This window comes from Sphingomonas sp. CFBP 13603 (genome assembly GCF_014892665.1).
Taxonomy (GTDB): Bacteria; Pseudomonadota; Alphaproteobacteria; order Sphingomonadales; family Sphingomonadaceae; genus Sphingomonas.
On the sequence record NZ_JADBIA010000020.1, the window covers coordinates 1 to 21,414 of the forward strand.

24 protein-coding genes, 1 tRNA gene and 2 pseudogenes are annotated in these 21,414 nt (G+C 66.7%); 8 read left to right on the plus strand and 19 right to left on the minus strand.

Translation table 11 applies throughout. The features are described 5' to 3' along the window. Both IFR23_RS19680 and IFR23_RS19685 read right to left on the minus strand, forming a co-directional pair. Positions 1-249, minus strand: a pseudogene (locus IFR23_RS19680) (MFS transporter); the annotation flags it as partial. Beyond that, on the minus strand, positions 246-569 hold the full coding sequence (locus IFR23_RS19685) for an antibiotic biosynthesis monooxygenase (RefSeq protein ID WP_192975324.1): 324 nt from the start codon (positions 567-569) through the stop codon (positions 246-248). The pseudogene IFR23_RS19680 and the gene IFR23_RS19685, both read right to left, overlap by 4 nt. Positions 570-750: 181 nt before the next feature. Between IFR23_RS19685 and IFR23_RS19690 the strand changes: the two genes are divergently transcribed. Further along, a complete protein-coding gene (locus tag IFR23_RS19690) occupies positions 751-1,365 on the plus strand; it encodes a class I SAM-dependent methyltransferase (RefSeq protein ID WP_192975323.1) in 615 nt (204 codons plus the stop codon). A 286-nt stretch (positions 1,366-1,651) separates the two neighbouring features. On the opposite strand, the gene IFR23_RS19695 is transcribed toward IFR23_RS19690, so the two are convergent. Beyond that, positions 1,652-2,812, minus strand: coding sequence for a phospholipase D-like domain-containing protein (locus IFR23_RS19695; protein ID WP_192975322.1), 1,161 nt, complete (start codon positions 2,810-2,812; stop codon positions 1,652-1,654). Between the two features lie 118 nt (positions 2,813-2,930). Here IFR23_RS19695 and rpoZ point away from each other — a divergent pair, with 118 nt between their 5' ends. Continuing rightward, positions 2,931-3,275 carry a DNA-directed RNA polymerase subunit omega gene (rpoZ, locus tag IFR23_RS19700; RefSeq protein WP_055882033.1) on the plus strand — a complete coding sequence of 115 codons (345 nt, stop codon included), beginning with the start codon at positions 2,931-2,933 and terminating at the stop codon, positions 3,273-3,275. A 530-nt stretch (positions 3,276-3,805) separates the two neighbouring features. On the opposite strand, the gene IFR23_RS19705 is transcribed toward rpoZ, so the two are convergent. Then, on the minus strand, positions 3,806-4,477 hold the full coding sequence (locus IFR23_RS19705; RefSeq protein ID WP_093398175.1) for an RlmE family RNA methyltransferase: 672 nt from the start codon (positions 4,475-4,477) through the stop codon (positions 3,806-3,808). Beyond that, the gene (locus tag IFR23_RS19710; RefSeq protein WP_192975321.1) at positions 4,474-5,514 is read right to left on the minus strand and encodes a Ppx/GppA phosphatase family protein; all 1,041 of its coding nucleotides are present in this window, start codon (positions 5,512-5,514) and stop codon (positions 4,474-4,476) included. The genes IFR23_RS19705 and IFR23_RS19710 overlap by 4 nt, the downstream gene beginning before the upstream one ends. Positions 5,515-5,699: 185 nt before the next feature. Between IFR23_RS19710 and IFR23_RS19715 the strand changes: the two genes are divergently transcribed. Continuing rightward, a tRNA-Gln gene (locus IFR23_RS19715) sits at positions 5,700-5,773 on the plus strand. A 229-nt stretch (positions 5,774-6,002) separates the two neighbouring features. Here IFR23_RS19715 and IFR23_RS19720 read toward each other — a convergent pair. Then, positions 6,003-6,644: a TlpA family protein disulfide reductase gene (locus IFR23_RS19720; RefSeq protein WP_244655501.1), complete on the minus strand. Its 642-nt coding sequence runs from the start codon at positions 6,642-6,644 to the stop codon at positions 6,003-6,005. A 16-nt stretch (positions 6,645-6,660) separates the two neighbouring features. On the opposite strand from IFR23_RS19720, the gene argH reads away from it, so the two are divergent. Genes argH through IFR23_RS19745 form a run of 5 tightly spaced genes read left to right on the plus strand, consistent with a single transcriptional unit; the run spans position 6,661 to position 11,276 of the window. Next, entirely contained in the window at positions 6,661-8,043 is a 1,383-nt protein-coding gene (argH, locus tag IFR23_RS19725) for an argininosuccinate lyase (protein ID WP_192975401.1), read from the plus strand. Next, complete coding sequence (locus IFR23_RS19730; protein WP_192238332.1) at positions 8,040-8,282, plus strand: hypothetical protein; 243 nt, start codon at positions 8,040-8,042, stop codon at positions 8,280-8,282. Before argH ends, IFR23_RS19730 begins: the two co-directional genes overlap by 4 nt. 11 nt (positions 8,283-8,293) lie before the next feature. Continuing rightward, on the plus strand, positions 8,294-9,556 hold the full coding sequence (gene lysA / locus IFR23_RS19735) for a diaminopimelate decarboxylase (RefSeq protein ID WP_192975319.1): 1,263 nt from the start codon (positions 8,294-8,296) through the stop codon (positions 9,554-9,556). Beyond that, positions 9,541-10,326: a precorrin-2 dehydrogenase/sirohydrochlorin ferrochelatase family protein gene (locus IFR23_RS19740; RefSeq protein WP_192975318.1), complete on the plus strand. Its 786-nt coding sequence runs from the start codon at positions 9,541-9,543 to the stop codon at positions 10,324-10,326. Before lysA ends, IFR23_RS19740 begins: the two co-directional genes overlap by 16 nt. Beyond that, positions 10,323-11,276: a zinc transporter ZntB gene (locus IFR23_RS19745; protein ID WP_192975317.1), complete on the plus strand. Its 954-nt coding sequence runs from the start codon at positions 10,323-10,325 to the stop codon at positions 11,274-11,276. The genes IFR23_RS19740 and IFR23_RS19745 overlap by 4 nt, the downstream gene beginning before the upstream one ends. Before the next feature lie 3 nt (positions 11,277-11,279). On the opposite strand, the gene IFR23_RS19750 is transcribed toward IFR23_RS19745, so the two are convergent. The 13 genes and pseudogenes from IFR23_RS19750 to fliI form a co-directional block, all read right to left on the minus strand. Then, a complete protein-coding gene (locus IFR23_RS19750) occupies positions 11,280-11,678 on the minus strand; it encodes a flagellar export chaperone FliS (protein ID WP_107963419.1) in 399 nt (132 codons plus the stop codon). Further along, entirely contained in the window at positions 11,675-13,132 is a 1,458-nt protein-coding gene (gene fliD / locus IFR23_RS19755; RefSeq protein WP_192975316.1) for a flagellar filament capping protein FliD, read from the minus strand. Before fliD ends, IFR23_RS19750 begins: the two co-directional genes overlap by 4 nt. A 57-nt stretch (positions 13,133-13,189) precedes the next feature. Then, positions 13,190-14,332 (minus strand): flagellar type III secretion system protein FlhB, encoded by a 1,143-nt coding sequence (gene flhB, locus IFR23_RS19760; RefSeq protein ID WP_192975315.1) that lies wholly within the window; start codon positions 14,330-14,332, stop codon positions 13,190-13,192. Next, positions 14,332-15,105 carry a flagellar biosynthetic protein FliR gene (gene fliR, locus IFR23_RS19765; protein ID WP_192975314.1) on the minus strand — a complete coding sequence of 258 codons (774 nt, stop codon included), beginning with the start codon at positions 15,103-15,105 and terminating at the stop codon, positions 14,332-14,334. Before fliR ends, flhB begins: the two co-directional genes overlap by 1 nt. 127 nt (positions 15,106-15,232) lie before the next feature. Then, on the minus strand, positions 15,233-15,502 hold the full coding sequence (gene fliQ / locus IFR23_RS19770) for a flagellar biosynthesis protein FliQ (protein WP_055874447.1): 270 nt from the start codon (positions 15,500-15,502) through the stop codon (positions 15,233-15,235). A gap of 4 nt (positions 15,503-15,506) precedes the next feature. Then, the gene (gene fliP / locus IFR23_RS19775; protein WP_446740889.1) at positions 15,507-16,454 is read right to left on the minus strand and encodes a flagellar type III secretion system pore protein FliP; all 948 of its coding nucleotides are present in this window, start codon (positions 16,452-16,454) and stop codon (positions 15,507-15,509) included. Then, a complete protein-coding gene (locus IFR23_RS19780; RefSeq protein WP_056054129.1) occupies positions 16,451-16,705 on the minus strand; it encodes a flagellar biosynthetic protein FliO in 255 nt (84 codons plus the stop codon). The genes fliP and IFR23_RS19780 overlap by 4 nt, the downstream gene beginning before the upstream one ends. Before the next feature lie 5 nt (positions 16,706-16,710). Continuing rightward, entirely contained in the window at positions 16,711-17,001 is a 291-nt protein-coding gene (fliN, locus tag IFR23_RS19785; protein WP_056054132.1) for a flagellar motor switch protein FliN, read from the minus strand. Continuing rightward, positions 16,998-17,960 carry a flagellar motor switch protein FliM gene (locus IFR23_RS19790; protein WP_107963425.1) on the minus strand — a complete coding sequence of 321 codons (963 nt, stop codon included), beginning with the start codon at positions 17,958-17,960 and terminating at the stop codon, positions 16,998-17,000. The genes fliN and IFR23_RS19790 overlap by 4 nt, the downstream gene beginning before the upstream one ends. A gap of 3 nt (positions 17,961-17,963) precedes the next feature. Continuing rightward, positions 17,964-18,587: a flagellar basal body-associated FliL family protein gene (locus IFR23_RS19795; protein ID WP_192975313.1), complete on the minus strand. Its 624-nt coding sequence runs from the start codon at positions 18,585-18,587 to the stop codon at positions 17,964-17,966. 16 nt (positions 18,588-18,603) lie between these two features. Further along, positions 18,604-20,412: a flagellar hook-length control protein FliK gene (locus tag IFR23_RS20590; RefSeq protein ID WP_192975312.1), complete on the minus strand. Its 1,809-nt coding sequence runs from the start codon at positions 20,410-20,412 to the stop codon at positions 18,604-18,606. 189 nt (positions 20,413-20,601) lie between these two features. Further along, positions 20,602-21,027 carry a hypothetical protein gene (locus IFR23_RS19805; protein WP_192975311.1) on the minus strand — a complete coding sequence of 142 codons (426 nt, stop codon included), beginning with the start codon at positions 21,025-21,027 and terminating at the stop codon, positions 20,602-20,604. 1 nt (position 21,028) lies between these two features. After that, positions 21,029-21,414, minus strand: a pseudogene (gene fliI / locus IFR23_RS19810) (flagellum-specific ATP synthase FliI); the annotation flags it as partial.

A 21,414-nucleotide genomic window follows, 5' to 3' on the forward strand; every position in this document is an offset into this window, starting at 1 on the left:
GAGCAGGATCATCGCGCGCCGGCCGTGCTTGTCCGACCGGTTCGCCCAGAACGGCGCTGCGATCACCCACAGCAACGCCGACACCGAGAACGCCGCCGCCACTGCGCTGTCGGCAACCCCGAGCGACCGCCCGAGTGCCGGCAGGACCGATTGCAGTGCTGTATTCCCCGCTGCGATCGTCAGCATCACGAGGAACATCAGCGCAAAACGGCGGTCGATCTTCGGGCCGTCCGTCGATGCACCGGTCATGCTCGTGTCCACTGATAGGCGCGCTCGATCGGCGCGACGTTGACCGAATAGCTATCGTACCAGAGCGCTCGCCCGAACTCGCGAATCGCAGTGTGCTCGGGATGGTGGCGCCACGCGATCGCCGCGGCGTCGTCCGCCCAATAGCTGACTGTGATCCCCATGCCGCCCGCCTCGCGCGCGCTGTCGACGCCGCGATAGCCAGGCTGAGCCGCGGCTAGCGCGTCCATCGCCATGGCGGCCTCGCCATAGCCGGCGGCGTCCACGTCGTTACGGATCGACACGAAAATAACAGCAATCTGTCCCACCCGATCGTCGTTCATGATCCGTGCTTAAGCGATGCCGTACGCTTGGCAAAGCTGCCAGAACCACTTGGCGCAGCACGACTTCCGCTTCGGTTCGTCGCCCGATGCAACCTGCGGCCCTTGAAACGCGTTCGGAATTCGTGCGACGGGAGGGCCAAAGCCTCGCCAGCGCGCGGGACCCCTGACCGTAAGGAACGCGATGCCCAGTTCGACCACCGCCACCCGGCGTGCACGCAGCCGACCAGCCGGCGTGCCGTCCCCGTGGCAGATGTTCTTTTCAGGGTTCCTGAAACACCCGGTGATGGTCGGCTCGATCGTGCCGTCGTCGGACAAGCTGATCCGCAAGATGCTCGGTCCGGTGGACTGGGCGAACTGCAAGCTGTTCGTCGAATATGGCCCGGGCGTCGGCACCTTCTGCCGCCCGATCCTCGACCGGATGGCGCCGGATGCCAAGCTGGTGGTGATCGACACCAACCCCGAGTTCATTCAGTATCTGCGCCACACGATCACCGATCCGCGCTTCTTCGCAGTGCTGGGGTCGGCGGACGAGGTCGAGACGATCGTCGCCGACCACGGCTTCGAGAAGGCGGACTATGTGTTGTCGGGTCTTCCTTTTTCGACACTGCCGCCTGGTGTCGGCCCGGCGATCGCGACCGCGACGCATTCTGTGCTGCGGACCGGTGGTGCGTTCCTGGTCTATCAGTTCTCGCCCAAGGTGAAGGACTTCCTGACCCCGCATTTTGTGTCGATCGATCACGACATGGAGTGGTGGAATGTCCCGCCGGCGCAGCTGTATTGGGCGTGGAAGGACTGACGCAGGCGCGGCAGCGTCCGCGTTGATGCGCAAGCAAAGCGCCGCGCAGCTTCAGGCCCGGACGGCGGGTCGGCTAGAACTAGCCGAACCCGCCCGACGGCGGCTTTGCCGTCGGCGCTGGTGTTGCTCCAGGTTAGGTAAACGTACACCTCGTTCAAATCCCCTCCGTCATCCTGACGAAGTCAGGACCCAGAGCCAATAATGATGGCGTTCTCGACCCTGGGTCCTGACTTTCGTCAGGATGACGGAAGAGGATAGATGCTCCAGGCCCTCGGCTCCCCGACCCCTACTCGTCGATCCCAAAATTAAGCCCGCGCGACAAGCTCGGGTCCACCACCGCCACCACGAAATACGCGCCGAGCTGCTTTATCCGCTGCACCCACCCGGTGTTCGCCTGGTACAGTTCCTTGGTCACCTCGACCGACTTGGCCACCTCGCCATCGATATACCCCCGGACATGCGCTGCGAACGCCACATCCTCGATCCGCAGCATAAGTTCGAGGTTGATGAACAGGCTGCGCATGTCGAAGTTCGCCGAGCCGATATGGACGGCGTCGTCGATCACGTAGAGCTTCGTATGCAGCTTGGTCGGCTGGTATTCGAACAACCGCACGCCCTTGCGCAACAACCCCGCATAGGTGAAGCGCGCGGCGGCGATCGTCGCGTTGTTGTCCGATTTGCTCGCCGTGACGACCCGTACCTCGGCCTGCCGCCGCCCGGCCTTATCGAGCCGACGCAGCAGCGCGGGACTAGGCGTGAAATACCCGGCGATGATATCGATCCGCCGCCCGCGTCGCATATCGTCGCGCACCGCGCGAGCCCAGGGCGACAGCTTCCGCGTCGGTCCACCGATCAGCCAGCGGGTCGCGCCCTTGGTCTCGCTCCAGTGAGACAGCGCCGCGTTCAGACGACGCAGCTTGCCCTTCGGCTCATGGATCCAGTCCTTCAGCGCATCGAAATAGCCGGCCAGCCGCCCCGCCGCCGGACCCTCGACCAGCAATCCTAGGTCACGCCACGCCTGCTCTGCGGCAGTCCCGAAATAATCGTCCTCGATGTTGAAGCCGCCGATGATGATCCGCGTCTCGTCGGCAAGCGCGAGCTTCTGGTGGTTGCGGAGCAGATAGCGGCGGCCGAACCGTGCGGAAAACCGGCATACCGACACGTTCGCAGCTTCGAGCGGCTCGAAGAAGGCGTGTGGCGCATCGTCGCTACCGAACCCGTCGACGATCAGCGCTACATCGACCCCGCGTTTGGCGGCGGCAATGAGCGCGGCGTTGACGCGCTTTCCGGACTCGTCGTCGGCGTAGATGTAGTAGAGGATGCGCAGGGTTCGCTCGGCGCCGTCGATCAGCGCGAGCACTGCGTCGAGGCGGCGGGGCCCGGTGTCGAGCAGCGTCATCTGGTTGCCGTCGACGCGGAAAGTCGGCTGGTCTGCTGGATCTTCCATGGGCAACCTGATGGACATGGCGGGCACCGGAGGCAAGCCAAGGCGCATTTCTTGACTTTGCAGGCCACCCCCCGTAGGCGACGCATTCTCATTCTATCGTTGTTACGAAGGAAGCCGCATGGCGCGCGTTACCGTCGAGGATTGTGTCGACAAGATCCCCAACCGGTTCGACCTGGTGTTGTTCGCGGCCCAGCGTGCGCGCCAGATCTCGGGCGGTGCCGAACTGACGCTCGACCGCGACCGCGACAAGAACCCGGTCGTCGCGCTGCGCGAGATCGCAGACGAGAACGTCAAGCCGGCGCATCTCAAGGAACAGGTCATCCAGGGCCTGCAGAAGGTTCGCGTCGACGACGACGACGAGGTCGATGCGGTCGGCAGCTTGGCCGCTTCGGCTGAGGCACTGCGGCTTACCGCGGCTGCGCCGCCGCGGAACCAGAATCTCGGGGCTGATTACGAGGGTTGAGGCAGCAGGATTAGCGAAGCTAATCCGCGGCTTGGCCGAAACCCCGGCCGGCGGGCATAGCCCGACCGACGACGCGGCTTTGCCGCGGCGCGTGAAATAGGGAGAGCCCGTGGACCCAAGAGGTCCGCGGGCTTTTTCTATGCCCTCTCCCTGAAGGGTAGAGGCCCAGCTTTTGCCGTGGGTAGGGTGAGGGCACGGGTGACGCAGACGGCCCGTTCGTCATTCCCGCGGAGGCGGGAACCCATATTGGCTGGCCTCAAAAAATCGCGGGCGCCGGAGTAATGGATCCACGACTGCGCGGGGATGACGATGACGTGCGTTGCGGGGTAAGCTCAGACCAAGCGAACCACCCGTCCCTTGTTCTCCCGCGAAGGCGGGAGCCCAGTCCGGATCCCCGCCTTCGCGGGGAAACAAGCTTGCTAATGTCGCGTCCGGTACCACCCTAAGGCTGGGCGCCACGGCAAAGCCGCGTCGTCAGTCGTTGCTGCGCAACGCTGGCCGGGCTGTCGACTTATCCGAAAATAGCTGCGCTATTTCGGGTCTCGGCCTTTAAACCCCTGCGCAACAACAAACCACTCGACCGACCCCTTCCGGCTAGCCGGCGGCTTGGCATGCTTCACGGTCTTGAAGTTCCGCTTCATCTCCGCGACCAGCTCCGAATCGGCCCCGCCCGCGAACACCTTCGACACGAACGTCCCGCCCGGCTCCAGCACTTCGCAGGCAAAGTGCAGCGCGGTCTCGACCAGCGCCATCGTCCTGAGCGCATCGGTCTGCGGATGCCCGACGGTATTCGCCGCCATGTCCGACAGCACCAGGTCCGGCGCGCCACCCAGCGCCTCGATCAACTTGCCCGGCGCGGCATCGTCGAGGAAATCCATCTCGAAGATCGTCACGCCCTCGATCGGATCGACCGGCAGCAGATCGATGCCCACGACCGTCGCCTTGGGTATCCGCCGCCGGATCACCTGCGCCCAGCCGCCCGGCGCAAGGCCCAGATCGACCACGCGCTTCGAGCCGCGGATCAGTTCGAACCGCTCGTCGAGCTCGATCAGCTTGTACGCGGCGCGGCTGCGATAGCCGTCCGCCTTCGCACGCTTCACATACGGATCGTTCAGCTGACGCTCGAGCCAGCGCGTCGACTGCGCAGTCCGCTTCCGTGCCGTGAGCACGCGGACGTGCCCGCCCGAGCCACCGCGGCTCATGCTGCGATTCCCGACTTGCCGGGCTTGGGAGACCCCATCAGCCGGCGTAAAATCCCTTCGCGAATACCGCGGTCGGCGATGCCGAGCCGTTCGGCGGGCCACAAATCCATGATCGTCTCCAGAATGGCACAGCCCGCGACCACCAGGTCGGCGCGCTCGTTGCCGATGCACGGCAGCTTGGCGCGCTCCGTGATCGACATATGGGAAAGGTCGGCGCTGATCCGCCGCATCGCCGACGCGGGCACGATCAGCCCGTCGACCACCGAGCGGTCGTAATGGCTGAGCCCGAGATGCACGCTGCCGAGCGTCGTCACCGTGCCGCTGGTGCCGAGCAGCCGCGGCCGCTCGATATGTCGTGGCAAGCGCGCGGCGAACCCCGCGAAACTGTCCGCGACGACCTGACGCATCCGCGCATACGCGGCACGGCGCCCGTCCTCGCCTTCACCGCCACCGGCATGCTCGGTCAACGAAACCACGCCCCAAGGCGCCGAATGCCAGTCCAGCACGGTCGGGATCGGTGTCGAGGTATCGACCAGCACCAGCTCGGTGGACCCACCGCCGATATCGAACACTAGCGCAGGATCCTCCCCCGGCTCGATCAGCGCATGGCAGCCGAGCACGGCCAGCCGCGCCTCTTCCTCGGCGGAGATGATGTCGAGGTGGATGCCGGTCTCGGCAAGCGCGCGTGCGATGAACGCAGGCCCGTTCGATGCCTGCCGACATGCTTCCGTCGCGACCGACCGAGCCAGCGTGACGTTGCGCCGCTGCAACTTTTCCGAACACACGCGAAGCGCCGCGATCGTCCGCTCGATCGCCGCATCGCTCAGCTTGCCGGTCGAGGCCAGGCCCTCCCCCAGCCGGACGATCCGCGAGAACGCGTCGATCACCGCGAACCCGCCAGCCTGCGGCCGCGCGATCAGCAATCTGCAATTGTTGGTGCCGAGATCCAGCGCGGCAAACGCCTGCGCATCGGCCCACCGCCCACGAGAGGGCCGGGTCGCCGCCGGACGGGCAGGACTAACCTGCCGGAACGGCATTCGGGCGGAAACATCCCCCATCGCCGTAAAACTCGCTATCTATGTCTGCCGCCGCGGGAAGATACCCGCCCGGTGCTTGGACACGAATGTAGCGCAGCGCGGCGATTACGCAAGCGAAGTGGCGGAACGGCATCATCTTGGCGTTGACAGCCTTGGCGGCCCCTCGTAGAGCCCGCCCTCGCTGATGCCCCGTCGTCTAATGGTAAGACTGCGGTTTCTGATACCGCCTATTGAGGTTCGAATCCTCACGGGGCATCCAGCGCTTCCCGCCTGAGCGGTTGACCCAGCACCGAGCGGCGATTTTCAGACCCCGCGATGCATTCGTCGATATCGTACGCCGGTTACGCCGCAGCACTCGGTTCGTCGTATTTCGACGATTTCCGATGTTGTTTACACCCCTGGGATCGCAACACGGGTTAAGGTGGCGCGCCGGTCCGCCATCAACCTTTGGCTCGTCACCAAGGCGGGCCGGCACATCGTTTCGAGGATTACGACGCTTCGGCGACCAGCTTTGCGGCCGCGGGCGTGTTCCATTCATAGCCGCCGGTCATCCGCCACACTTCCTTGCCCGCCGAATCGTACAGGATCGTGGTCGGCAGGTTCGCCTGATAGGCAAGGCTGAGTCCCAGCTTCGGATCGAGATACGGCTTGAGCGTCGTGAACTTCTTCGCGGCGAAGAACGGCGTCACCTTCTCCGCGCCCTGCAAATCCTGGCTGACCGCAATGACCTGCACCTTGCCGGCCAGCGACCCGGCGGTGGCGTCGAGCGTCGGCATCTCGGCGACGCACGGCGCACACCAGGTCGCCCACATGTTGAGCAGCAGCGGCTTGCCCTTGAACGACGCGAGCGTGACCGACTTCCCGTCGGGGGCGATGAAGGCGACGGTCGGGCCGGTCTCTCCCTTGTGGCTGCGGTCAAGCTTTTCGGCGGGGGCGGCGGGCCCGGTCGCCTCGTCCGGAGCGGGGCCTGACGCGACCTCGTCGGCGGACACGGCGTTTGCCGTGACGACGTTTGCTTGCTCCGGCGCGGACGATTTCCTATCGCAGCCGGCGACCAGCAGGCCCATCCCCATCACGGCGGCGATCGGCCCAGATTTTAACAGCGAATTGAACACAGGATTCGAGAACATGGACGGTTCCAATTCGATGTGGGGCGGGCGGTTCGCCGAAGGGCCGGCAGCGGTCATGCGCGAGATAAACGCCTCCATTCCCTTCGACAAGCGGCTCTGGCAGCAGGATATTGCCGGTTCGAAGGCGCATGTCGCGATGCTCGGCAAACAGGGCATCGTTTCGGCCGAGGACGCCGCGACGATCGCGGCGGGGCTCGACACGGTGGCGGCGTACTATGCCGAGCACGGCGTCGAGGAGGATCTGGTCCTCGAGGATATCCACATGCAGACCGAGGCGCGGCTGGCCGACGCGATCGGTCCGGTCGCGGGGCGGCTGCACACGGCGCGCTCGCGCAACGATCAGGTCGCGACCGATTTTCGCCTTTGGGTGCGTGATGCGATCGACCAGGCGCTGGCAGCGCTCGCCGGGTTCCAGGCGGCACTGCTCGCGCGGGCTGAAGAGCATGCGGCGAGTGTTATGCCAGGCTTTACGCACCTCCAGTCCGCGCAGCCGGTAACGCTTGGGCATCATCTGATGGCGTATCATGCGATGATTGCGCGCGATGTCGGGCGGTTCGCCGATGCGCGGGCGCGGATGAACCGGTCGCCGCTGGGCTCGGCCGCGCTGGCCGGGACGGGGTTTCCGATCGACCGCGCGATGACCGCCGAAGCGCTCGGCTTCGATGGACCGATGACCAATTCGCTCGATGGCGTCAGCGACCGCGACTTCGCGATCGAGTATCTCACTGCCGCGACGCAAACCTCGCTGCACCTGTCGCGCCTCGCCGAAGAGTTCGTGCTGTGGGCGTCGCAGCCGTTCGGCTTCGTCGCGCTGAGCGATCAATGGTCGACCGGCAGCTCGATCATGCCGCAGAAGCGCAACCCCGATGCGGCCGAGCTGGTGCGCGGGCATGCCGGGCGCATCCTCGGCTGCATGACCGCGCTGATGGTGACGATGAAGGGCCTGCCGCTCGCCTATTCGAAGGACATGCAGGACGACAAGCCGCCGGTTTTCGAGGCACACGACCTGCTCGCGCTGTCGATCGCGGCGATGACCGGGATGGTCGAGAGCGCGACGTTCCGCACCGATCGGATGCGCGGGCTGGCCGAGAGCGGCTTTGCGACCGCGACCGATCTCGCCGACTGGCTGGTGCGCGAGGCCGGGCTCCCGTTCCGCGAGGCGCATCATGTCACCGGGCGCGCCGTGAAGCTCGCGGAGGAGCGCAAGATCGCGCTCGATGCGCTGCCGATCGAGGACCTGAAGGCAATCGATGCGCGGATCGACGAACGCGTGTACGGCGTGCTCTCGGTCGATGCGTCGGTCGCCAGCCGGACCAGCTTCGGCGGCACCGCGCCCGAGAATGTACGAGCTGCGATCCGCGCGGCGCGTGCCGAGACAGCTGGGGGAGAGACGGCATGAAACGGCTTTTTGGCATCGTGGGATTGGCGCTGGCGCTGACCGGTTGCGGCGCAGCGGACGGCCTCGTGCCGGCGGAGGGCAAGACGCTCCCGGCCGCGCCTTACGGTGCGAAAACGCCGCCGACTGCCGCACAGTTGCTGACCCCCACGACGCAGCAACGCCCGCAGCGCAGCGACGAGCTGCTCACCACGTCCCAGCCGCGCCGCAGCGACGAGTTCGACCTGCCGCCGCCGAATTGAAGACCTGAACCATGGATCATTTCGCCTATCGTGACGGTGTCATGCACGCCGAGGACGTCGCCCTGCCGGCGATCGCCGAGGCTGTCGGCACGCCCGTCTACGTCTATTCGACCGCCACCTTCCGCCGCCACGCGCAGGTGTTCCGCGACGCGCTGAAGGGCGCCGGGCGCGTCCATCTGGCCTATGCGATCAAGGCGAACCCCAATGTCGCGGTGCTGCGCGTGCTCGCCGACGAGGGCTACGGCGCCGATGTCGTCTCGGCCGGCGAGATGCAGCGCGCGCTGGCGGCGGGTATCCCGGCTTCGGACATCGTGTTCTCGGGCGTCGGCAAGACGCGGCGCGAACTGGCGCAGGCGCTCGATGCGGGGATCGGCCAGTTCAATCTGGAGCTGGAGGAGGAAGGCGAAGTCCTTGCCGCGCTCGCCCATGCGCGCGGCGAACGCGCGCCGGCGGTGCTGCGCGTAAACCCCGACGTGGACGCCGGCACGCACGCGAAAATCTCGACCGGGCGCAAGGAGAACAAGTTCGGCGTCGCGATCGACCAGGCAGTGGCGATGTTCGATCGGTTGTCGAAGCATGACGGGCTCGACCTGCGCGGCGTCGCGATCCACATCGGCAGCCAGTTAGCCGATCTTGCACCGCTGGAGGCCGCCTATGCGCGGATCGGCGAGCTGGTCGCGGAGCTGCGCGCTGCGGGTCACACGATCAGTCGCGTCGATCTCGGCGGCGGTCTCGGCGTGCCGTACAAGCCCGACGACGTGCTGCCGAGCCCGGCCGACTATGGCGCGATGGTTGCGCGAGCGACGGCCGACTGGGACGTCGAACTGATGTTCGAGCCCGGCCGCGTGATCGCGGGCAATGCTGGCGTGCTGCTGACCGAAGTGATCTGGGTAAAACCGGGTGTCGTGAACCCGTACGTGATCGTTGACGCCGCGATGAACGACCTCGCGCGCGTCGCGATGTACGATGCGTATCATGATTTCGTCGCGGTCGAGCCGAGCGGCGATCGGATGACCGCCAACATCGCCGGGCCGGTATGCGAGACCGGCGACACCTTCGCGATGGGCCGCGATATCGACGCGGTGAAGTCGGGCGATCTCGGCATCTTCCGCACCGCGGGCGCGTACGGCGCGACGATGGCATCGACCTACAACAGTCGCGCTTTGGTGCCCGAAGTGCTGGTCGATGGCGACCGGTTCGCGGTGGTCGCCGACCGCATCCATCCCGAGACGATCCTGGCCGCCGAGCGCGTGCCGGAATGGCTCAAGCGGTGATACTCCAGAGCCTGCCGCTGTTCGTGAGGCTGGCAGGGCGCCCGGTCATTCTGCTCGGCGAGGGCGAGGCGGCGGATGCGAAACGGCGGTTGCTCGATCGCGCGGGGGCGAACGTCGTTGGCGAGGATGCTGCGGCGTCGCTCGCGATCGTCGCGATCGATGACGAGGACGAAGCGCTAGCGGCGGTCGCGCGGCTTAAGGCGCGCGGTATCCTGGTCAACGCGGTCGATCGTTCGGCGCTGTGCGACTTTACGCTGCCGGCGATCGTCGACCGCGCCCCGGTGTTGATCGCGATCGGCACGAGCGGCGTGTCGGCCGGGTTGGCGGCGGCGTTGCGGCAGCGACTGGAGGCACTGATCCCCGCTGATCTCGGCAAACTGGCACTGGCGTTGCAGGCTGCGCGGGGGGCCTTGCGGAAGCGCTGGCCCGATATGGGGGAGCGTCGCCGGGCACTTGCTACGGCGATGGGGGCGGGCGGCATGCTCGATCCGCTGTCGCCGACGCATGATGTCGACGCATGGCTCGCCCCGACAGCCACACCCGCTGCAAAGCGCGACGTGGCGATAACGCTCGTTCTCCTGTCCGACGATCCCGAGGACCTGACGCTCCGCCAGGCTCGCGCGCTCGCCAGCGCCGACCGGGTCTATCATGGCCCTGACGTCCCTGCGGCAATCCTCGACCGTGCGCGCGCCGATGCCGCGCGGCTGTGCGCGGCGATGCCCGCCGATCCCGGCACCGGCCTGTCGGTCGAGGTCGAGATGGCACTATGAGCGGTTTTGCGTTCCGGATCGTCGATGGGAAAGCGACCCGCGTCGACGTCAAGGAAGCGCTCACCTGCACAGCCGACCTCGTCTGGGTGCATTTGTCGACCACCGCCGAGCATGCGCAGACCTGGCTCCGCGACGAGGCCAAGCTGCTCGACTATGTCGTCGACGCGCTCACCGCGACCGAGACCCGGCCGCGCTGCGAGGCGGTCGGCGATGGCGCGTTCCTCAATTTGCGCGGGCGATCGAAGGAGGAGCTCGACACGTCCGACCTGCTCGCGTCGGTGCGGATCTGGGCGGTGAAGGGCCGCGTCTATTCGGTTACGCGGAAGCCGCTGATCGCGGTCGCGGAGGTCGAGAAGATGGTGGAGCGCCACGAGGTGCGCGATCCTGGCGACCTGATCGCCGCGTTCGCCACCGCGATCACCACCGATCTTGATCCCGACGTGGCCACGCTCGGCGACGAACTCGACGATTGCGAGGAACAGCTCGACGCCAACCGCGTGTTCGAACTGCGCCGCGCGGTCAGCAAGGTGCGCGTCGCGGCGATCGGCTACAAACGCTTCCTCAGCCCGCAACGCGCGGCGCTGGAGAAGCTGGCGGCGTTACCTGGCGACTGGCTGGCGGACGACGACCGGCTGCATCTGGCGGCGGCGGCGGACCGCGCCGCGCGAATGGCGGAGGAGCTGGAATCGATCCGCGAACGCTCGGCGCTGATCCACGAGACGCTGACCGACCTGCGCGCCGAACAGATCGACAACCGCTCGCTGATCATCTCGATCGCGGCGATGGTGTTCCTGCCGTTGACGTTCCTGACCGGCCTGTACGGAATGAACGTCAAGGGCCTGCCCTATGCTGAGGAGCCGTGGGCGTTCGATGCGATCGCGGTGGCGTGCATGGTGATTGCGGTCGGCGTCGTCGCGTATTTCTCGATGCGGCACTGGTTCAAGCGGTAGAGCCTATGCGGCGCTGGCGGTCCGCCAGGCCTGCGCGATCTCGTCGAGCATGTCGGCCGAATCGCGGAACGGCGTCGGGTCGTGGCCGACCGAGGCGTTGACGATCGTTTTCCGGGCACCGCCGTACAGACGTGCCAGCGTTTCCGAGACCTGTCCGCCTTGTTCGAAATCGAGTCCGGCCTCCAGCGCGAACAGGATCGCGGTGGCCCGCGTGATGCGTTCGCTCTTGACCGAAAACTTGCGCTTTTCGCAGGCCCAGGCGGCGGCGCGCAGGGCTGCGACCAGTTCCTTGTAGAGCAGTTGGACGAGGGCAGGGCCGTCCGCGGTCGCGGTACGACCGACCGCGTCGATCTGGCGGTAGGTCGCGAACGGATCGCGCGCGAGCGTGCTGGCGTAGGTCACGAACTCTTGTTCCAGGCTGCGATCTGGTTGGTGAGGAATGCCTGGGTCGATTTGTATGCGGTCACACGTGAATTCATGCTGGCATATTGCTGGGTCAGGCGCGTGGTGAGCTGTGCGGACTGGTCGGTCACCTTGTCCTGCTGCTCTGTGACGTCGGCTTCTGCCGCCGTGTACCGCACGGTCGAGGCGCCGAGGCCCGTCGACGTGTTGTTCGCACTGTTTGTGAGCGCGCTAAGCGTACCGGACAGGCCGAGGACATTGGTGGACGACGGCGCGAACATCGACTCGATCGTATCGGGATAGGCAGCGATCTGGCGGGTGAGCAGCGCGGTGTCGACGCGCAGCGTACCGTTGGTGTTGGTCGCGACGCCGATCTCGGACAGGGTGCGTGGAATGCCGCCGGTCGCACCGCCGACCAGCGGCTTCGACACCAGCGCCTTCAGCGAGCGGAGGAGCGCGGTCGCGGCAGGGTCGGAGCGCAGGCTGCCGGTGATCGGATCGGTCTGTTCCGTGATCGTCGCCAGCACCTCGTTGAAGGTCGTGACGACATCGTTGACCGCCTGGGCCAGCGCGTCGGTCGGCGTGCTGCTGCCGAGCGTGACCGGGATCGTGGACACCGCGTTGAGCTGCAATTTGACGCCGTCGACGAGGTCGCTGATCGTGTTGCTCGGTCGCTCGACGTCGATGCCATCGACCGTGAGCAGCGCGTTCTGCGCGGTCGATACCAAGCTGGTCTGGGTCGACCCGCCGCCGATATCGACTGCGCCGCTGGGACCGTCGCCCTTCAACGTGAAGGCCTGCGCGGCACCGGTGCCACCCTTGACCGACAGATAGGCGCCGCCGTTCGCGTCGGTGACGACGGACGCGGTGACGCCGCTCTTCGACGCGTTGATCCCGGCGGCGATCGCATCGATGCTGCCATCGCCGATCGCGATCGAAATTCCCGTGCCGCCGCCGATCGTCAGGGTCAGCGCACCGGTATCGAGCGAGCTGCTCCGTTGCGCTGCGGGCACCGCCGTCGTCGTGCGCGCGACCTGCGCGGTCGCAAGGCGCGTGACGGTGACGCTGGCCGACAGGGTCGACAGTTTGGCGCCCGATATGGCGGTCGCGGACAGCACGGCGCCGTTGGAGCTGCTCGGCTGCGTCTGCAGACTGCCGCCCTTCACCAGATTGGCGAGCGCAGTGGAAAAACCGGTCATCGTGCTCTTCAACGTGCTGACACCCGAGATCTGCGCGGCGAGCGTTTCCGACTTGGCCTTGAGCGCTGCGGTGCGTGCGGCGAACTGCGCGGTGACCAGCGCGGGGACGAGCGTGCCGGTATCGATGCCCGACCCGGCCTCGAGCGATTTCAGCAGCGACTGCGTTGCCGCGTTCATCACGCTCTGTGCGTTGGCGGGCGTCGCTGCGGGTGTCGGGGTCGGCGTGGCCGTCGTGCTGGTGGTCAATGTTACCATGGTAGAGTCCCTGCACGTGCGCGCTCATCTGTAAGAACGGCTGCGCGGCGCGAATGTTTAGGCCTGCTTCATGCCGTTTTCGTCGAACCGCGCATCCTTCGGCACGGTGACGAAGGGTTGAACCCCGCCGGCCGTACCGCCCGCCGCAGCGTTCAGCCCGAAGACGAACGCCAGCACGGTCGCGATCGCGGTGTACAGGTCGTCGCGAACCTCCTGGCCCTCCTTGCTGGTGTAATAGACGGCACGCGCGAGCATCGGATATTCGAGGATCGGCACGCGGCCTTCGCCTGCGAGTTCGCGGATCGCCAGCGCGGTCGCGCCGCGCCCCTTGGCGACCACCACCGGCACCTGATCCTTGCCGCGATCATAGCGCAGCGCCACCGCGAAGTGCGTCGGATTGGTCAGCACGACATGCGCCTCCGCGACCGATTTCCGTAGGCCGCCGCTCGCCATCGCGCGCATCTTGGCGCGCATCTGGCCCTTCGCCTCGCCGTTGCCCTCGGTCGACTTGTGCTCGTCCTTCACCTCCTGCTTGGACATCCGCATCTTGCCCAGGCGGCGGATGATCTGGATCGGCAGGTCGATGCCGGCGATCGCACACAGCCCGAACGTCATCGCGATGAGGATGCCCTTGAAGATCCCGCCAAGCGTCGACAGCGCCTGGTTGAGATCCGCGGACGAGGCGAGCCCCATCGTCGAATGCGCGGCGTTCCACAGCATCCAACCGCCGATCGTGCCGAGCAGGATGACCTTGAGGAGCGACTTGCCAAGCTCGATCCAGCCGTTCGCGCCGAAGATCCGCTTGAGCCCCGCCGCCGGATCGACGCGGCTGTATTTGGGCGCAAGCAGACCGCCGTTGAAGCCGAGCGAGCCGAGCCCCGCCTGGCTCAGGATCGCGGCGCCGATGCTGACGATGAACAGGGTTATGAGCGATGGCGCGAGCTTGCCGCCCGCCTCCATCAGCGGGCGCCAGGGCGAGAAATCCTCGACGTCGGCATGCGTGAACTGGAAGCTCGAGCTCATGATCGCCTTGCACGCCGAGATCAGCGTCGGCCCCGCGTAGATCAGCCACGCAACGCCGGCGAGCATGCTCAAAGCGGTGGCGAAATCGCGCGATTTGAGGATGTCGCCCTTCTCGACCGCATCCTTCTTGCGCTTTGCGGTTGGTGCTTCTGTCTTTTCGCCCGAATCCTCCGACATCAGCCGAGCACCAGGTTTTCGGTGGCGGCGAGGCCTTCGCGGACGATGACGAGCATGTAGTCGCCCATCGTCGGGAACGCGATCGCCAGCGTGACGACGCCGACCGCGAGGCTGGCGGGGAGGCCGACCGCGAACAGGTTGAGCGAGGGCGCAGCGCGGCTCAGCATCCCGACGACGATGTTGAGGCAGAGCAGCAGGAAGCCGACCGGCAGTGCGAGCAACAGACCGGCGAGGAACGCGTAACCGCCGAAGAACGCGATCGCCTTCAGGCGCTCGACGCCGATCCACGCGGCGCCCGGCGGGAGCACGTCATAGCTCTTCACGAGCAGGTCGATCAGGATCAGGTGGCCGTCGACCGACAGGAACAGCAGCGTCAGCATGATCGAGAAGAACTGACCGAGCGCTGGGGACGACTTGCCGTTCTGCGGATCGATCGAGGACGCGAAACCGAGCCCCATCGCGCCGCCGATGATCTCCGCGGCGATGACGGGCGCGGCGAACGCGATCTGGAGGACGAAGCCGAGCGCGAGGCCGACGAGCGCTTCTGCGGCGGCGGAGAGTATGGTGGAGACCGCGAAGATGTTCTGCGGCGGGACGATCGGGTGGGCCGCGAGCACGAGGAACCCGATCGCGCCCGACAGCGTGACGCGCACGGTCAGCGGCACCGAGACGGAACCGAACACCGGCGCGGCGATGAACGTCGCGCCGATCCGGATCATCACGAATACGAGCGCCCAGAGCTGCGGCTCGATGCTGAGTCCAAAACCCAACACGACTAGATCCCCCTCCCGCTTGCGGGAGGGGTCAGGGGAGAGCGCGACGTACGTACTGGCGTCAGGTTGGTGGGGCACGCCCCTCCCCCGACCCCTCCCGCAAACGGGAGGGGAGCAGCATGTGCGCTCATTTTACGAGGTCCGGAATACGCTCGAAGATCCCGATCGTGAAATCGCTCAGCAACCCCAGGATCAGGCTCCCGAAGATCAAGATCGACACCGCGACCACGACCAGCTTTGGCACGAACGACAATGTCTGCTCGTTGATCGACGTCGCCGCCTGGATCATCCCGAGGATCAGCCCCGCGAGCAGCGCCGGGATCAGAATCGGTGCGCTGGCGAGCGCCAGCACCCACATCGTCTGATTGGCGACGGTCAGGAAATATTGCGCGTCCATGCTCTCAGGTCGCGAACGAGTTGGCGAGGCTGCCCATCGTCAGCGCCCACCCATCGACCAGCACGAACAGCAGCAGCTTGAACGGCATCGAGATGATCGTCGGGCTTAGCATCGCCATGCCGAGCGACATCAGCACGGTCGCGACGACCAGATCGATGACGATGAACGGCAGGAAGATCAGGAAGCCGATCTGGAACGCGGTCTTCAGCTCGGACGTGACGAACGCCGGCAGCAGCACCGAGAACGGGATGTCGGTCGGCGTCGCGTAGGGCCCGGATTTCGCGATCTGCGCGAACATCGTGACGTCCTTGATCCGCGTCTGCTTCACCATGAACGCGTGCAGGGGCACGCCAGCCGTCGTGATCATCTGCGTGCCGGCGAGTTGCCCCGCGGCATAGGGCTGGATCGCGGTCGTGTTGATCTGGCTGATCGTCGGTGCCATGATGAAGAAGCTGAGGAACAGCGACAGCCCGAGCAGGACCTGGTTCGGCGGCGTCTGCTGAAGCCCGAGCGCCTGGCGCAGGATCGCGAGCACGATGATGATCCGCGTGAAGCTGGTCATCATCAGCAGGATGCCCGGCAGGACCGTGAGCAGCCCCATGATGATGAGCACTTGCAGCGACAGCGACAGCGAGCCGCTCTGGCCGGTGTTGCCCGCAGCCTGTCCGCCAAGCTGGCCGAGCGCGCGATCGACCGCGTCGCCGACGGCGGGGTTGGTCGGCGCGGGGACGCCTTGCGCGAAGGCGGGCATCGCGAGGAAGAGGGCGAGCAGGACGGCGAGGCCTATCCACAGCCATGCGTTTGCGCGCGGGCGCGGCGCAGAATTATGCAGCGCACCGTTCGTGGCTCCTGGATTCCCGCGTACGCGGGAAAACGGTTTGGCGGTCGATACGGCGAACAGGGCAGGGCCCGAGCCCTTCCGCGTCACCGTCGGACGAGCGACCGCGCTCATGCGTCGACCTTGTCGATCAGGTGCACGCCGCCACGGCCGACCGAGACGAGCAGCCGGCGACCCTCGAAATCGATCACCGCGAGGCGCAGGCCCGGCGAGATCATCATCGTTTCCTTGACGCCGATCAGCCGCGTCGAGGGCTTGCCCGGGATCCGGCTCTCGAACTTGCGCCACAGATACAGGCAGCCGAACATCAGGCCGCACACGAGTGGCAGCAGGATGACGAGCTTGAGGATATAGGTCCAGAGCATCGGGTTCAGCCGCGCTTGTCTGGAGACACGAGCTCGGTCATCCGCACGCCGAAGCGCTCGCCGACCGTGACGACTTCGCCGCGGCCGATCAGCGTGCCGTTGACGAACACGTCGAGGAGTTCGTTGGCTTGGCGATCGAGCTCGATCACGCTGGATTCGCCGAGCGCGAGCAGTTCGCGCAAGGTCAGGCTGGTCGAGCCGATCTCGACGGTCAGCTTGACGTCGACATCCTGGAGCAGCCGGAAATTGGCGGCGACGGCGGCGTCGACTGGGAAGCCTCCGGTCATGTCGTTCATGCTGCAAATCCTTCGTCGAAACGGGTAATCGAGGTGAGCTGGATGGCGGCGAAGCCGTTGGACGTGCCGACCGTGCCGCAGCCGAGCCGGTTGTTGCCGACCATCACCGGCACGTCGCCCGAGATGGTGATCGGGATCACGTCGCCGGGCTTCAGGTCCATCAGCATCGTCAGCTTGACGACCGGCTCGGCGAGCACCGAGCGGATCGGGAAGCGCACGTTCATCGCCGCGCGCGTCAGCTCGGTGCGCCAGGCCGGATCGGGCTCGGCCGACTTGCCGACGACCTTCGCGGTGAGGGACGGCGCATGCGGCTTCAGCGCGGAGACGGGGTAGACGAGATCGAGGAACACGGGTTTCGCGGCGCCCGCCGCGATACCGAAGCGCGTGACGATCATCGCGTCCTCGCCGTCGAGATCGGCGATCATCGCCGGGTTCACCTCGACGCGGGTCGGCAGGAAATCGAACCGCGCCATCGGCTCCCACGCGGTCTTCAGCGGCGCGGCGATCATCTGGCCGATCCGCGCGACCATCGCCTCGGCGGCGGGCGAGAATTCGGTCGGCAACGTGTGCGGCGCGGCACCGGTGCCGCCGAAGAACATGTCGAGCATCTCGAGCACGAACTTGCCGTCCATGATGCACAGCGCCTGCGCCATCCCGGGCGTCATGATCAGCGGCAGCCACGCGGTCAGCGCATCGCTGCGTTCCGCGCGGTAGTCGGTGAAGCGCTGGACCACCAACGGCTCGGCCCAGCAGCGGACCTCCTGACGCAGCAACGGCTCGAACACGCCGCGCAAACCGCGCGCGAACCGTGCCGAGAGATGCTGCAACGAATGCAGGTCGCCGAACGGATTGAGCTTGGCCCCGCCGAGCACGCCCTGATGCAGCACGCCGTCCTTGGGCGCGCCGGAGCGATCCCGATCGCGTCGCTCGCGTGTCTTTGCTGAGGCCTCGTTAACCATGCCTCACTGAACAACGAAACTGGTAAAGTAAACGTTACCGATGCCGCCGAAGCCTTCCTTCTGCTTCAGCGTATCGTTGATCGATTTGGCGAGGCGGACCTGCAATTGGCGCTTGCCGTCGCTGCTCATCACCTGCTCCTCGGTGGTGTCGCCGAGCGTCATCAGGATGGCCGAACGGACCGCGATATCGTTGGTTTTCAGGTTGGTGATGACGGTGTCGTCATACGGTGTCGACACCGCGATCCCGACCTGGACGAAGTGCACCGAATTCTGGAGATTGGACATGAAATCCTTCTCCATCGGGTAGTAGGTCGAGGCGTATTTGTCGCCCCCCTGCCCTTCCGGGGTCTTCATGCCGTGGTTTTCGGGCGCTGCGTCCTCGCCACCATGACCGCCGCCTTCGCCGCCCTCGGGAGCATGCTTCTGCTCGCTCTTGGGGAGGAGTTTGGGCTTGCCGTCGTCGACCTCGGCATGGCCGCCACCGAACAGTCCGGCGCTGCTGGCATAGACGCCCGCACCGATGCCGCCGCCGACCAGCACCAGCAGCGCGACGCCGCCGATCAGCATCGTCTTCATCTTGCCCTTTTTCTTCGGGGCCGCGTCCGCAGTATCTTTCTTGTCGCTCATCTCAGGGTCCTTCGGGTCAAGCGATTCGGGTGTCTTCGGTGGGGTCTGCGATCACGGCGGATGCCGCGGTCGCGCGATTCGGGGCGTTCGTGGTTGCCGGTGCGCGCTGCTGGCTGGAACCGGCGTTGCTGCCCGTGTTGCCACCGCCGAGCATGGCCTGCCCGAGCTTCAGCCCTCGCGCTTCGGCCAGCTCGGCCAGCCGCGGCTGCGCATCGGCGAGCAAGGTCCGCGTCGCAGCCTGTTCGGCGTTGAAGTGGACGTGGACGGTGTCGCCATCCTTCCTCATCGATACGTCGATCGCGCCGAGCGCATCGGGGATCAGGCGGATCCGCGTATCGGTCGCGTTGGCGGCGTCGCGGAGCATGTCGATCCGCTCGATCATCGCGTGCGGCCAGCGCTCCTGCCGCATGTCCAGCGCGGCATGCTGCGTCGTCGCGGGTGCGCTCTGCACGAGCGGTGCAGGGGCAGTCGAGCCGAGCACGGACTCAAGCGATCCCGTCTTCGCTTCGGTATCGTCACGCGCCTTGGAGGCCACCTGGATCGCCGCGCCGAACACCTGAGCCGCCGACGCGACCGTGCCGGGTTGCGGCTGAACCGCGCCGGGCTGCGCCACCGCAAGCGCGACCGGCGCCGTCGCCTCGGTCGTGGTCCAGCGCGGCGTGCCGATCACGGGGGGTGTCGCCGTCATTATCGGCACGGCGTCCGCCGAGGCGTCGGTCGGCATCGGACTGCGACCTGCCACCGTGCCATATCCAGCACTCGCCGGCATCGCGAACGGCACCAAAGAGCCCATCTGGACTGGCGACGCCCTCGGCACCTCCGTCATGGCCGAACCGAGGGGCGCCTCAGCGATCGGCGGCGGTGGCGAGTCGAGTACCCCCATGAGCGGTTGGGTGATCTGGCCGCCTTGGCCCGAAGTCCTCGCCATAGGCTTCGCCGTGCTTCCGGCTTTCACGAACTCCGGGACCTGCGGGGTAAGGAGCGTCGTGTTCGGGGCAACCTCGCCCACGCGCGCGGGCAGCGGCACGCTTGCGACCGGCGGCGCGACTGCACTGCCGCCGGGCATTTTTGCAAGAAGGTACGCCGAATCCGGTAGCGCCTGATCGTGAGGCATCCGGCCACGCAGGGGCGGGTCGGCCAAGGCTGGGCGGGGCGCACCGGCAGGCACCGGGTCAGTCATCGCCGTGCTCCCGCCCGACGGTAGGTTCTCCGAACGCTTCGATGCGGCGCGGTTCGCGGCACCAGTCGGTTCGTCCGGCGAGGCACGCCCGTTCGGAAGGTCGGGACTCTCCATCGCCCCGCGAGTCGCTTGCCTGTTCGCCACCGGCTTGAGCGCGGCTTCAGGGGATGCCGCAACGACGCCACCAGGGCTCGAGCGGGTAGGAGATGGCGTGGCTGACGCGACGACCTCGGGGCTCGCGGTGTCGGCAACCGCGGGGGCGACGAGCAAGGGCTGCGTAACTTTCTCGTGTCGCGGTACTTCAATAGCAGACGCCTTGGTTGGCTCGGAACGTTCGGCAGGTACCAGATCGTCCGTTTCCACGCCTTGGTCGCTTCGGGATGAACGGGGAGGACGTGCGCCAAGCGCCTGCCGCCCAGCGGTGATAGCCGGACGTACGGGAACCGGCACCGCGACCGTCGCGGGTAGAAGCGCGGCGTCCGGTATTACCGGTGACGCGTCCGGCTTGGTGGCCACGGGTTGGGGCGTCATCGCGGCCTGCCACGAGACCGCGCCGACGCCGGCAAGAGCCGCGATCGGCAATCCGTTGCCGGTCGCGGCCCAGTCCTGCCGGGTGGAGGACGGCGATTGGAGATCGGACGGCACGTCCCCGGTCGTCGCAGAGGGGGGCGCATCGTCGCTGGCCTGCGCAAAGGACTCCGCGAAACTGGCCGATCCACCGCCTGCGACACCGCCCGCCTGTGACGTCGTGGTCGCTCGCAGGGTTGGGGACGTCGGAGAAAGGGTCGCGGTCTGGATCATTCGGGCACTCGGGTTCGGGCTTGTGCCCGTCACTCAGCAAGGATCGTGCCGAACCTTCCGGAACGCCGGTGCATCTTCCATTTCGCGGATCGCCTTCAGCACGACATCGGCGTCTGCGCGGGCAAGCAGCTTTTCCACCGCGCTCTGATCGCGCTTGGCGGCGCGGGTCGCTTCGGTCGCGCGTTCGACATGGCGCTCGGCAGCGCGGACGCGTTCGACCGCGGCGGTGGCGGACTGGTACAAGCGTTCGCGGTAATGCGCCGACGCCCCCAGCGACACCGCGGCGAGCGTCTCGTGGACCGGCGCGACCGCTTCGGCGAGCAGCGCGATACGGCCCGACAGCGTCTGTTCGCTGGCGAACTTGTTGTGCGCGCGCGCTTCGTCGGCGCGGGTCAGCCCGAGCTGGAGCGTGCGGACGCGGTGGATGCGCGCCAGCGTCTTGCCGCGGGCATCCGCCATCTCAGCCGCCGAACACGCCGGTCAGCTCGGCGACCGCGTCGTTCAACGAGACGTTCTCGTCGGCGTCCTGGCGGATATATTCCATCACCGCCGGGTGGCAGGCGATCGCCGCGTCGATCGCGGGATCGGCACCGTGGCGATAGGCGCCCATCAGCACGAGATCGCGGTTTTCTTCGTACGTCGCGAGGTGGCGGCGGAGTGTGCGCGCGGCCTTGGCATGGGGGGCGTCGACGATGTCGGTCATCACGCGGCTGACCGAGGGGCCGATGTCGATCGCGGGGTACACGCCGCGCTCGGCTAGCTGGCGGTTGAGGACGATGTGGCCATCGAGGATCGAACGCGCGGAATCGACCACCGGGTCATTGCCGTCGTCCCCGTCCGCCAGCA

Excerpts from the sequence above, each read along its gene's own strand:
- IFR23_RS19685 (WP_192975324.1), bottom strand. The coding sequence starts at position 569 with ATGAACGACGATCGGGTGGGACAGATTGCTGTTATTTTCGTGTCGATC.
- IFR23_RS19690 (WP_192975323.1), top strand. The coding sequence starts at position 751 with ATGCCCAGTTCGACCACCGCCACCCGGCGTGCACGCAGCCGACCAGCC.
- IFR23_RS19695 (WP_192975322.1), bottom strand. The coding sequence starts at position 2,812 with ATGGAAGATCCAGCAGACCAGCCGACTTTCCGCGTCGACGGCAACCAG.
- rpoZ (WP_055882033.1), top strand. The coding sequence starts at position 2,931 with ATGGCGCGCGTTACCGTCGAGGATTGTGTCGACAAGATCCCCAACCGG.
- IFR23_RS19705 (WP_093398175.1), bottom strand. The coding sequence starts at position 4,477 with ATGAGCCGCGGTGGCTCGGGCGGGCACGTCCGCGTGCTCACGGCACGG.
- IFR23_RS19710 (WP_192975321.1), bottom strand. The coding sequence starts at position 5,514 with ATGCCGTTCCGGCAGGTTAGTCCTGCCCGTCCGGCGGCGACCCGGCCC.
- IFR23_RS19720 (WP_244655501.1), bottom strand. The coding sequence starts at position 6,644 with ATGTTCTCGAATCCTGTGTTCAATTCGCTGTTAAAATCTGGGCCGATC.
- argH (WP_192975401.1), top strand. The coding sequence starts at position 6,661 with ATGTGGGGCGGGCGGTTCGCCGAAGGGCCGGCAGCGGTCATGCGCGAG.
- IFR23_RS19730 (WP_192238332.1), top strand. The coding sequence starts at position 8,040 with ATGAAACGGCTTTTTGGCATCGTGGGATTGGCGCTGGCGCTGACCGGT.
- lysA (WP_192975319.1), top strand. The coding sequence starts at position 8,294 with ATGGATCATTTCGCCTATCGTGACGGTGTCATGCACGCCGAGGACGTC.
- IFR23_RS19740 (WP_192975318.1), top strand. The coding sequence starts at position 9,541 with ATGGCTCAAGCGGTGATACTCCAGAGCCTGCCGCTGTTCGTGAGGCTG.
- IFR23_RS19745 (WP_192975317.1), top strand. The coding sequence starts at position 10,323 with ATGAGCGGTTTTGCGTTCCGGATCGTCGATGGGAAAGCGACCCGCGTC.
- fliD (WP_192975316.1), bottom strand. The coding sequence starts at position 13,132 with ATGGTAACATTGACCACCAGCACGACGGCCACGCCGACCCCGACACCC.
- flhB (WP_192975315.1), bottom strand. The coding sequence starts at position 14,332 with ATGTCGGAGGATTCGGGCGAAAAGACAGAAGCACCAACCGCAAAGCGC.
- fliQ (WP_055874447.1), bottom strand. The coding sequence starts at position 15,502 with ATGGACGCGCAATATTTCCTGACCGTCGCCAATCAGACGATGTGGGTG.
- fliP (WP_446740889.1), bottom strand. The coding sequence starts at position 16,454 with ATGAGCGCGGTCGCTCGTCCGACGGTGACGCGGAAGGGCTCGGGCCCT.
- IFR23_RS19780 (WP_056054129.1), bottom strand. The coding sequence starts at position 16,705 with ATGCTCTGGACCTATATCCTCAAGCTCGTCATCCTGCTGCCACTCGTG.
- fliN (WP_056054132.1), bottom strand. The coding sequence starts at position 17,001 with ATGAACGACATGACCGGAGGCTTCCCAGTCGACGCCGCCGTCGCCGCC.
- IFR23_RS19790 (WP_107963425.1), bottom strand. The coding sequence starts at position 17,960 with ATGGTTAACGAGGCCTCAGCAAAGACACGCGAGCGACGCGATCGGGAT.
- IFR23_RS19795 (WP_192975313.1), bottom strand. The coding sequence starts at position 18,587 with ATGAGCGACAAGAAAGATACTGCGGACGCGGCCCCGAAGAAAAAGGGC.
- IFR23_RS19805 (WP_192975311.1), bottom strand. The coding sequence starts at position 21,027 with ATGGCGGATGCCCGCGGCAAGACGCTGGCGCGCATCCACCGCGTCCGC.